This window comes from Enterobacter sp. ZOR0014 (assembly GCF_000798855.1).
Lineage (GTDB): Bacteria > Pseudomonadota > Gammaproteobacteria > Enterobacterales > Enterobacteriaceae > Enterobacter > Enterobacter kobei.
In genome coordinates this window covers 18215-27678 of record NZ_JTLF01000048.1, presented here as the reverse complement: position 1 = coordinate 27678, position 9464 = coordinate 18215, and the positions used below count along the sequence as shown (strand labels likewise).

Annotated in this window: 9 protein-coding genes; 3 read left to right on the top strand and 6 right to left on the bottom strand. The window is 54.4% G+C overall.

The window, feature by feature from the left end:
• A partial coding sequence (locus L977_RS02135; RefSeq protein WP_047624545.1) for a DMT family transporter occupies positions 1–616 on the top strand: 616 nt, incomplete at its 5' end.
• A 34-nt stretch (positions 617–650) separates the two neighbouring features.
• On the opposite strand, the gene L977_RS02130 is transcribed toward L977_RS02135, so the two are convergent.
• Positions 651–1325 (bottom strand): DUF3313 domain-containing protein, encoded by a 675-nt coding sequence (locus L977_RS02130; protein ID WP_047624543.1) that lies wholly within the window; start codon positions 1323–1325, stop codon positions 651–653.
• A 135-nt stretch (positions 1326–1460) separates the two neighbouring features.
• Positions 1461–3056 (bottom strand): ABC transporter substrate-binding protein, encoded by a 1596-nt coding sequence (locus L977_RS02125; protein WP_023330394.1) that lies wholly within the window; start codon positions 3054–3056, stop codon positions 1461–1463.
• 111 nt (positions 3057–3167) lie between these two features.
• Between L977_RS02125 and pepT the strand changes: the two genes are divergently transcribed.
• Positions 3168–4397 carry a peptidase T gene (gene pepT, locus L977_RS02120; protein ID WP_047624542.1) on the top strand — a complete coding sequence of 410 codons (1230 nt, stop codon included), beginning with the start codon at positions 3168–3170 and terminating at the stop codon, positions 4395–4397.
• Here pepT and tehB read toward each other — a convergent pair.
• Both tehB and tehA read right to left on the bottom strand, forming a co-directional pair.
• Positions 4394–4987, bottom strand: a complete 594-nt coding sequence (tehB, locus tag L977_RS02115; protein WP_047624540.1) for a tellurite resistance methyltransferase TehB — start codon at positions 4985–4987, stop codon at positions 4394–4396. The two genes, pepT and tehB, sit on opposite strands and share 4 nt — an antisense overlap.
• Positions 4987–5988, bottom strand: a complete 1002-nt coding sequence (tehA, locus tag L977_RS02110) for a dicarboxylate transporter/tellurite-resistance protein TehA (protein ID WP_047624538.1) — start codon at positions 5986–5988, stop codon at positions 4987–4989. The genes tehB and tehA overlap by 1 nt, the downstream gene beginning before the upstream one ends.
• 122 nt (positions 5989–6110) lie before the next feature.
• Here tehA and ydcK point away from each other — a divergent pair, with 122 nt between their 5' ends.
• Complete coding sequence (ydcK, locus tag L977_RS02105) at positions 6111–7091, top strand: YdcK family protein (RefSeq protein WP_047624536.1); 981 nt, start codon at positions 6111–6113, stop codon at positions 7089–7091.
• On the opposite strand, the gene rimL is transcribed toward ydcK, so the two are convergent.
• Both rimL and L977_RS02095 read right to left on the bottom strand, forming a co-directional pair.
• Positions 7086–7625 (bottom strand): 50S ribosomal protein L7/L12-serine acetyltransferase, encoded by a 540-nt coding sequence (rimL, locus tag L977_RS02100; RefSeq protein WP_047624535.1) that lies wholly within the window; start codon positions 7623–7625, stop codon positions 7086–7088. The genes ydcK and rimL overlap by 6 nt on opposite strands.
• A gap of 105 nt (positions 7626–7730) precedes the next feature.
• Positions 7731–9386: a glucan biosynthesis protein D gene (locus L977_RS02095; protein ID WP_047624534.1), complete on the bottom strand. Its 1656-nt coding sequence runs from the start codon at positions 9384–9386 to the stop codon at positions 7731–7733.
• Between the last annotated feature and the right edge of the window lie 78 nt (positions 9387–9464).

Here is a 9464-nt window from a genome sequence, read left to right as displayed (position 1 = left end):
CATCTTCTCCATGGCGGTGCTCTATAACGCCATTCATAGCTTTATTTTCTTTGGGCAGCGCCCGCCCGCGCGTTTCTGGACGGCGGCGGCATTGGGTCTGGTCGGGATTATTACCCTTTTCTGGGACGATCTGCTTGCCAGCGGCTGGAGCGTATCGCTTCTGACGGGCATTGGGCTTTCTGCGCTTGGAACCTATGGTTTCTCGCTGGGCAACATGATCAGCATGCGCCATCAGCGCAGAGGCCTGGAAACCATGACCACCAACGCCTGGGCGATGCTTTACGGTACGCTGGTGATGGGCTGCATTGCCCTCTTCAGAGGGGACAGCTTTACCCCGGAATGGACGGTAACCTACATCGGCGCACTGCTCTATCTGGCTCTGTTTGGTTCGGTGATTGCTTTCGGCGCTTACTTCACGCTGGTCGGGCGTATTGGCCCCGGGAAAGCGGCGTACAGCACGCTACTCTTCCCGCTGGTGGCGCTCTCCATCTCAACGGTGTATGAAGGCTACGTCTGGCATCTCAACGGGATCGTCGGTTTACTGCTGATTCTGGGTGGGAATATGGTGATGTTCACTAAACCCGAAACCTGGTTCAGGCGTTTACGGACGGCGTAAAAAAACGGCCTGCAATCTGCAGGCCGTGCATAATTTATTTTGCTGTTTTATGCACATCAAACATGGTGGCATCTGTCGCCATATCATCCACAACCTGCTTCAGCGTCGCAAAGGTCATTGGCGTACTTTCGTTGCTCAGCTCTTTACCTTCGCCCTTACGAACCACCTTCATCACCGGTTTGTTGGTGGCTGCGTCGATCAGCTCACCTTCAAAGAAGAGATGGGTATCCATGGTGCGATGGCCGGTTGCCATCTGCGTCCCCGCCACCACCAGCGCGACAGGCACCACTTCGTAGAACTGCAGGCCTTCTTTATGCGAACTCACCCCTGTAATGGCACCCCGGAAAATCAGGCTATGTTTACCTGGTGTCGCCACTATAGGCTTACGAGTACCAATAGCCGTTTTCATTTTGGTATTGGTGTAGTTCAACAGCTCATCAAGGGTTTTCTGCCCAATCTGAGTGGTCGGTTTAGGCGTAGGGTAATAGGTAATCGGCGTCCAGATAATACTGTCGTAATTCGCTTCGTTATAATTAGGATCGACCCAGCGCAGCGTCGGTTTGCCCGTCGCAGATGTCGTCTGTTGCAAGCCGGAGTAATCTTTTAAAAAGCCTGAATATTGTTCGGGGGCGGCGACTTTTGAAGAACAGCCTGCCAGGGCCAATAAACCAGTAAGCACTGCAACTTTAAAAAAAGTTTGAGTACGCATGATAGTTTTCCATGTTATCTGCAAGTATGCATTTGAAGTTATAGCAAAAGTCAGGCGGGTTTGTTGTGACAAAAAATGATGTAAGTAGCACAAATTGCAAAAAGAAGGCCCGGCTTCATACCGGGCAGCGAAAAATTACGGATTGATATCCACCTGCCAGAAGATATGTTTGCCAAACGGATCGATTTCGTAGCCTTTCACCTCCTTGCGCACCGGCTCGAAAATCGTTGAGTGGGCAATCATGACCGCCGGCATCTGGTCATGCATCATCTGCTGGGCCTCTTGATACAGCGCCACACGTTTATCGTGATCGGTTATCGATTTTGCTTCGGCGATGAGGTTATCAAACGGTTTATAGCACCATTTCGCCGAATTGGAGCCGCCATTTGCCGACGTACAGGTAAACAGCGGACCAAAGAAGTTGTCAGGATCGCCCGTTGCGGTCGTCCAGCCCATCAGCGCAGCCTGATGCTCCCCGCCCTTCACCCGCTTGAGGTATTCTCCCCATTCGTAAGTGACAATGTGGGTTTGTACGCCGATTTTCGCCCAGTCAGCCTGAATCATCTCGGCCATACGTTTCGCATTCGGGTTATAGGGCCGCTGCACCGGCATCGCCCACAGGTCAATGCTCACGCCGTTAGCAAGACCCGCCTCTTTCAGCAACGCTTTTGCTTTTTCAGGATCGTACGCGTAATCCTTTAGCTCGCTGTTGGCGCTCCAGACGCCGGGCGGCAACAGATTTTTCGCGACGGTTCCGGTGCCGTGGAACACCGCGTCGATAATGGCGGGCTTATTGATGGCCATCGCCAGCGCCCGGCGAACGTTCACATTATCCAGCGGCGGTTTTTGCGTATTAAACGCCAGGAAACCGGTATTCAACCCGGCTTTGCTCATCAGGTTAATATTTTTATTGGCTTTCATGCGCGGCAGGTCCGCCGGGTTCGGGAACGGCATTACCTGACACTCGTTCTTTTCAATTTTGGCAAAACGTACGGAGGCATCCGGCGTGATGGTAAACACCAGCCGGTCCAGCTTTGATTTGCCCTGCCAGTAGTCGGCAAACGCCGTGAACAGGATGCGGGAATCTTTTTGATACTGCGCCAGCTTAAACGGCCCGGTGCCAATCGGCTCCATATCCACCTTCTCCGGCGTGCCTGCTTTCAGCATCGCATCGGCATACTCGGCAGAGAGAATAGAGGCAAAATACCAGGCCAGATCGGCGACAAACGGCGCTTCCGGGTGTGCCAGGGTAAAGCGCACGGTGTGGTCATCGACTTTATCAATGGCGGTTATCAGGCTGCCAAACTCCAGGCTTTCAAAGTTGGAGTAGCTGCCGTTAGAGACGTTGTGATAAGGATGATTGACGTCTTTCTGGCGCATAAACGAGAAGATCACGTCATCGGCGTTAAAGTCCCGGGTCGGCGTGAAAGATTTATTGCTCTGAAATTTCACGCCCTGGCGCAGATGGAAGGTATAAACCTTACCGTCATCGCTCACCTCCCAGCGCTCTGCCAGGCTCGGCACCAGTTCTGTGGTGCCGGGTTTGAAATCGACCAGTCGGTTATAGACCGGTACGGCGCTGGCATCCACGCTGGTGCCTGAGGTATATAACTGAGGATTAAAATTTTCCGGTGACCCTTCGGAGCAATACACCAGCGTTTTCGCGGCAACGGAGGAACTGACCGTAAGCGCAGCAAGTGCCAGCATTAATGTTGTGCGTTTGCTTGTCATCATTTATTCCTGTCTTTTTAATTCGACGGCTAATTAATTCTTTTGCCATTTCATAAATAACATTAAAGTGATGTGGCAAACACCCGAAAAATAAATAAGGAAGAAAACACTATGGGCACGCCGCTTTCCAGACAATTAACACATCGCTTTTTCCGCTATCTCGCCATCACCAGTCAGAGCGATCCCAGCGTCAAAACCTTACCCTCAACACCGGGGCAGCACGAGATGGCACGAGAACTGGCGCAGGAGCTGGCACAGCTGGGTTTAGATGACATTGTGATCGACGAATTCGCCACGGTAACGGCGGTTAAAAAAGGTAATGTACCCGGCGGACCGCGCATTGGATTTATTACTCACATTGATACCGTGGACGTGGGATTATCGCCAGATATTCATCCACAAATATTAACGTTTACCGGTGAAGATCTCTGTCTGAATAAAGAGAAAGGGATCTGGCTACGGGTAAGTGAGCATCCGGAAATTCTGTCTTACCCGAATGAAGAGATTATTTTCAGCGACGGTACCAGCGTATTAGGCGCAGATAATAAAGCAGCGGTGACCGTGGTCATGACCGTGCTGGAAAACCTGACCTCTGAGCATAAACATGGCGACATTGTGGTCGCGTTTGTACCCGACGAAGAGACTGGCCTTAAGGGGGCAAAAGCGTTAGATCTGAAACGCTTTGACGTCGACTTTGCCTGGACCATCGACTGCTGCGAGCTGGGGGAGATTGTCTATGAGAATTTTAATGCGGCAGCCGCTGAGATCCGCTTTACCGGCGTAACGGCGCACCCGATGTCTGCTAAAGGGGTGCTGGTAAACCCGTTATTAATGGCGACCGACTTTATCAGCCAGTTTGACCGCCAGCAAACGCCAGAGTGCACGGAGGGCCGTGAAGGCTACATCTGGTTTAACGGCATTCAGGCCGGGCAGAACGAGGCCGTTCTGAAGGCCAATATTCGGGACTTTGACAAGGACAACTTTGCTTCCCGCAAGCAGCAGATTGCTGATGTCGCCGCCCGGATCGCCGCCCGGTATCCGACGGCAAAAGTGGACTATCACATTGAAGAGACTTACAGCAATATCAGCAATGCAATTGGCGAAGACAGGCGTGCCATCGATCTGATGTTTGCGGCGATGGAATCACTGGGTATCACCCCAAAACCGACGCCGATGCGCGGCGGTACAGACGGCGCAGCGCTCTCGGCAAAAGGGTTGCTCACCCCGAACTTCTTCACCGGCGCGCATAACTTCCATTCGAAGTTTGAATTCTTGCCGCTGTCGTCGTTCGAGGCGTCTTACCACACTGCCCTGCAACTCTGCCTGCTGGCCGCGCGTTAAGCAGGCTTGCGCGCCAGCATCGTAGCAAAGCGCAGCTTGATGCGGTTGCCGTGTTCATCGGTGCGGTGCAGTTCGCCAACCTCTTCGTTGTATTTGAGCAACTCCCAGCCTTCATAGTAGTTGCTCAGTTCACCGCTTTTAAACGCAAACGGGAAGCCGACGGTGCACGGATAATCCGCCGTGTCCATCGCAGCAACGATCAGGTTATAACCGCCAGGTTTGGTGCAACGCTGCATACTGGCGATAAGACCCGGAATGGTTTTTGCCTCCAGGAACATCAGCACCACGGTAGACAGAATAAAGTCATACTCGCCGTCAATGCTCAGGTTGTTGAGATCCTTGATGGCCGAGTGAAGATTCTCAATGCCTTCTGCCGCTTTGATGCGCTCGATATTATCGATGCTCATCGGATTTTTATCCCAGGCAGTGACCTCGTACCCGTTGGCCGCCAGATAAAGGCTGTTACGGCCATTGCCACAGCCCAGATCCAGGGTTTTACCCGGTTTCACGATCCCCGCGCTGTACACCACCTCTGAGTGTGTACGGGTTAAACCATATTTCTCTGTGAAGTAATTTTCATCGACGGACATTATTTTTCCTTAGATTGCATAAGCAGTGCTTTTTCAGTGCGCAGCAGAAGTTTGCCCTGAAGCAGCAGAATAAAAGTACGGACCAACAGGATCCCAATGATGACGTTGGTGAAGATAAAAAGCGGTACGGCAATCACGTGGAAAAAGCCCGACGGGCTGCTGTGCCCCAGATGCAGCCCGGTGGTTGCCAGCGCGGAGATACCAAAGGAGAAACTCCAGAAAGAAGCATTAAACGGCTGGGATACGTACCAGGGCAACAGACGCAGCATAAACAGCAGTTGCAACAGGCCATAACCGAACAACATTTTGGCAAAGGTGTCGGCTTCGCCGCCGTTAACGCTAAACCAGGTGCTACAGGCCACCAGCGCGGGCGCAAGCTGAATCCCCAAAGAGGTGCGCTGCGCGGTCGGAAGTTCTCCGGCACTGCGAAGGCGCTGAAGAATAACCGGCTCCAGGCTGAGCCAGGAGAAGACACCCGCCCCCAGGAACACGAAACCGGCGTCGTTAAACCCCAGGGCGCCGCACGCCATGGCGCTAATAAAATTATTCGCCACGGTTGGCAGATATAAACCCGGCGTCGTGGCTTCTTGCGGATGGTTGCCGCGCCAGAGTCCCGCGCTTTGCCAGGCGGAATAAGACAGCTGTGTCACCACCCCCACGCCAAAAAGCACGACTGAAATCGGGCGGCACCAGGGCACAAAACCGATGGCGACCAGCATCGTCGTCGCCGGAAAAAGGCTGACAAAGCTACTCATCACCGGATGCCTCATCTCTGCCAGCACGCTGCGCGGGAAACGGATCGCGCGGATGATAAAGGCCACCGTCAGCAAAAACCAGCACGTAACGGCAAGGGCCACCAGCGCATCACCCGGCCACCGTGTCACCGGCCAGAGCGTGCTGGCGTATCGCCAGGCGAAACCCATGCCAATGATGCCAAGCACCATGCCAAAATACCCAGCGGGCAAGTTAAGCACTTTCTGTGGGGGATTGAGTTTATCCATTAATTTTAATTTTTAAAATGTATTTTAAATGCCATTTTAAGGGGTTTCCGCAACGGATGCCAGCACAACGAAAAACCAAAAGTTTGCTACGTTTAGTGAAGACGCTTATCAGGGATCACACGATGAAAAAGTATCGGCTCAGCGATGAAACCCGCCTCTGGCAATGGAAAAACGGCGAAACAACCCACACGACAACCTTACGGCAGATCATCGCCACGGCAGATTTTAACGATGTCACGGCCGGTACGAAAGGTGGCTGGGTTGATGACGCGCGCGCCCTGTCACAGAATGGGGATTGCTGGATCTATGACGAGAACAGCGTGGTGTTCGCCGGTGCTACCGTGTCGGATCACGCGCGCCTGACCCTGCCCTGTACCGTCAGCCATGACGCCCGCATCAGCGGTCACTGCTGGCTGGACAGCGCCGAAGTCAGTCACGGCGCGCGGATAAGTGACAACGTCACCATTCAGCACTCCTGCGTGCGGGGCGAGTGCCACATCTTCGGCGACGCGCGCATCCTGCATAACAGCGTCATCATCGCCGCCAAAGGACTGACGCCGGACCACGACCAGATCCTGCAAATCTATGACAAAGCGACGGTAAGCCGGTCGCGCGTTGTGCATCAGGCACAGATCTACGGCGAAGCGATGGTGGACAATGCGTTTATTGAACACCGCGCTGAGGTATTCGACAGTGCGATCCTCGAAGGGAACGATCTCAATAACGTCTGGGTGTGCGACTGCGCAAAGGTATACGGTAACGCCCGTCTGATTGCCGGTTTCGACGACGACGCCATCCCCACCGTGCGCTACAGTTCACAGGTGGCGGAAAATGCCGTCGTGGAAGGCAACTGCGTCATTAAGCACCACGTCCTGATCGGCGGTCAGGCATGGCTGCGCGGGGGGCCGATCATGCTTGACGATAAAGTGGTGATTCAGGGACGCGCCCGGATCAGCGGCGATGTGTTGATCGAGCATCGGGTTGAAATCACCGACGATGCGGTCATTGAAGCCTTTTCGGGTGAGAGCATTCACCTGCGTGGCGAAAAGGTGATTAACGGCGACCAGCGTATCACCCGCACACCGCTGCTGGGGGCGTTATAGGGTAAAAATCTTCCCGTAGATGTTCACATCGTCAAAGTGGCCATTCAGGTATTCCGCTTCCCGCAGGCACCCTTCCAGCGTAAAACCGTTGCGCCGGGCAACGTTGTTGCTGCTCTGATTCGCCACCCGGCACTTAATCACAAAACGGCGGATCTCGCCGCGCTCAGCGTAATAGCGCATAAACGCCTGCAATGACTGAGAGAGGATCCCCTTCCCCTGATGCGCCTCGTCCAGCCAGTAACCGATATAACCCGCTTTGTTGGCAGGCTCTATCGAATTAAACGACAGCACGCCGACCAGCGCATCATCCCGGAAGATCAAAAACATTTTGGCGTAGCCGCGCTGGTGCAGCATCTGGTTACTTAGCACATTGCGGCGGGTATCCTCTTCGGCGCCCACGTGCTGCGCCCAGTCAAAGGCGGTTTGCAGCCAGGTTTTGTTTTTGACGACGAGGTGATGGAGATCGGCGGTATAGCGCTCTTCGACGGCGCGAAGCTCGATATTCTGGGTAACGGGGATAATTTCTGCAGACATGGTGCCCCTCAATTGCCGGGTGGCGGCTGCGCCTTACCCGGCCTACTCTGGACGCATTTGTAGGCCGGGTAAGCGTTAGCGCCACCCGGCACAATCCCACAAGGATTAACGCATTATCCGGTCATCAACGTAGTGACGTTTATCCGGCGCTGGCGGGAAATACTGATACAGCCAGGTTTCACTGATGGTATCCCCCTGACAGCGCAGGAACAGGCGCATATCTACCGGCTCGGTCGAATCCGAGGTTGGGTACCAGTCAAACAGAATGCGATAACCGTCAAACGGTTCTACGTACAGGATCTCAACCTGCTTCGCTTCACCGCTGGAGAGAGTAATCACCGGCTCGATGCCTTTTGGCGCAGCGGCCTTCAGGTCGCCACCGACAAAGTCGATAGCAAAGCGGCGCGCCCACACTTTCGGGTAATTTTCACCTGGCGCCCAGCCTTCCGGGAAACCGCCCATGCCAGTGCGGGTGGCGAAAACATTAGCCAGCGGGGAACGCACCGGCGGCATTGCGCTCCAGTACAGGCGATATTTAAAGTCCAGCTCGTCGCCCGCTTTCACCGTTTTCTCCGGCTGCCAGAAGCAGACCACGTTATCCAGCGTTTCACCGGTGGTCGGGATCTCCATCAGACCAACCGAGCCTTTACCCCAGTCGTTGCGCGGTTCTACCCACAGGCTTGGACGCTTGTTATACCAGCCCATCACGTCCTGATAGTGCGAGAAATCACGATCCAGCTGCAGCAGACCAAACCCTTTAGGGTTTTTGTCCATATAGGCGTTGAACTGCAGCTTCTGCGGGTTGTTCAGCGGACGGCAGATCCACTCTCCGTTGCCGCGCCACATCGCCAGACGGTCTGAGTCATGGATTTGTGGGTGAATGGTGTCGCACATGCGTCGTTCGTTATTGCCGCAGCTGAACATACTGGTCATCGGCGCGATGCCGAGCTGTTTAATGTCTTTACGCGCATAGAGGTGGTTTTCCACCTCCATGATCACCTGGCTCTTCTCGCAGTGGATCACGAACTTATAGGCACCGGTGATGCTCGGGCTGTCCAGCAGCGTATAGACGGTAAACGTGGTGTCACCTGGCTTAACGGTTTCAAACCAGAAAGAGGTGAAGTCCGGGAACTCTTCCGGCGTGTCAGTAAAGGTGTCTACCGCCAGACCGCGCGCGGAAAGGCCGTACTGGTAGGTATCATCAACCGCACGGAAATAGCTTGCGCCGAGGAAAGAGACGATATCGCGACGCGCCAGTTCCGGCGCCTTAAAGGCGCGGAAGCCTGCAAAGCCAAGATCGCTTTGCCCTTCCAGCTGTTTGGTATCCACACCGGTTTCACCGTAGCTGAACAACTCCGGTCGGAAGTGGATCTCACGCGCCATAGAGGTAGACTGGTCCAGCGAGAACATCCGCACGCGGCGGCGGAACCCCATTCCCATATGGAAGAACTGCACGTCCAGCTGACGCCCTTCAATGTTGTTCCACAGAGACTGCTTCTCATCGTAACGGATGGCGTTGTACGCCTGCGGCGTCATGGTGGCCAGCGTGTCCGGCAGCGGACGTGGCGCACCACCCCACGGGGTTTTCGCCAGGTCATGCGCCATGGATTGCAGTACGGAGAAGTCAAAACGACGGCTCTGACCGTCAGCGATGTCAGAGTCAGCAGCGTATGCCGCTTTGGAAAACAGGGAAGCAAGGCCAGAGGTGCCGCTCAGGGCTGCCACTGCCAGCGAGCCTTTTAGAAAACGTCTGCGATTCATGCCTGGAAAAACGTCCTTATGGTCGTGTGAATGTGTTTCGCGCTCGGCGAAATGACGGCAAGAAAGAACGCACAGCCT

Bases quoted from the DNA above. Each gene is read 5' to 3' on its own strand.
- L977_RS02130 (WP_047624543.1), bottom strand. From the start codon at position 1,325: ATGCGTACTCAAACTTTTTTTAAAGTTGCAGTGCTTACTGGTTTATTG.
- L977_RS02125 (WP_023330394.1), bottom strand. From the start codon at position 3,056: ATGACAAGCAAACGCACAACATTAATGCTGGCACTTGCTGCGCTTACG.
- pepT (WP_047624542.1), top strand. From the start codon at position 3,168: ATGGGCACGCCGCTTTCCAGACAATTAACACATCGCTTTTTCCGCTAT.
- tehB (WP_047624540.1), bottom strand. From the start codon at position 4,987: ATGTCCGTCGATGAAAATTACTTCACAGAGAAATATGGTTTAACCCGT.
- tehA (WP_047624538.1), bottom strand. From the start codon at position 5,988: ATGGATAAACTCAATCCCCCACAGAAAGTGCTTAACTTGCCCGCTGGG.
- ydcK (WP_047624536.1), top strand. From the start codon at position 6,111: ATGAAAAAGTATCGGCTCAGCGATGAAACCCGCCTCTGGCAATGGAAA.
- rimL (WP_047624535.1), bottom strand. From the start codon at position 7,625: ATGTCTGCAGAAATTATCCCCGTTACCCAGAATATCGAGCTTCGCGCC.
- L977_RS02095 (WP_047624534.1), bottom strand. From the start codon at position 9,386: ATGAATCGCAGACGTTTTCTAAAAGGCTCGCTGGCAGTGGCAGCCCTG.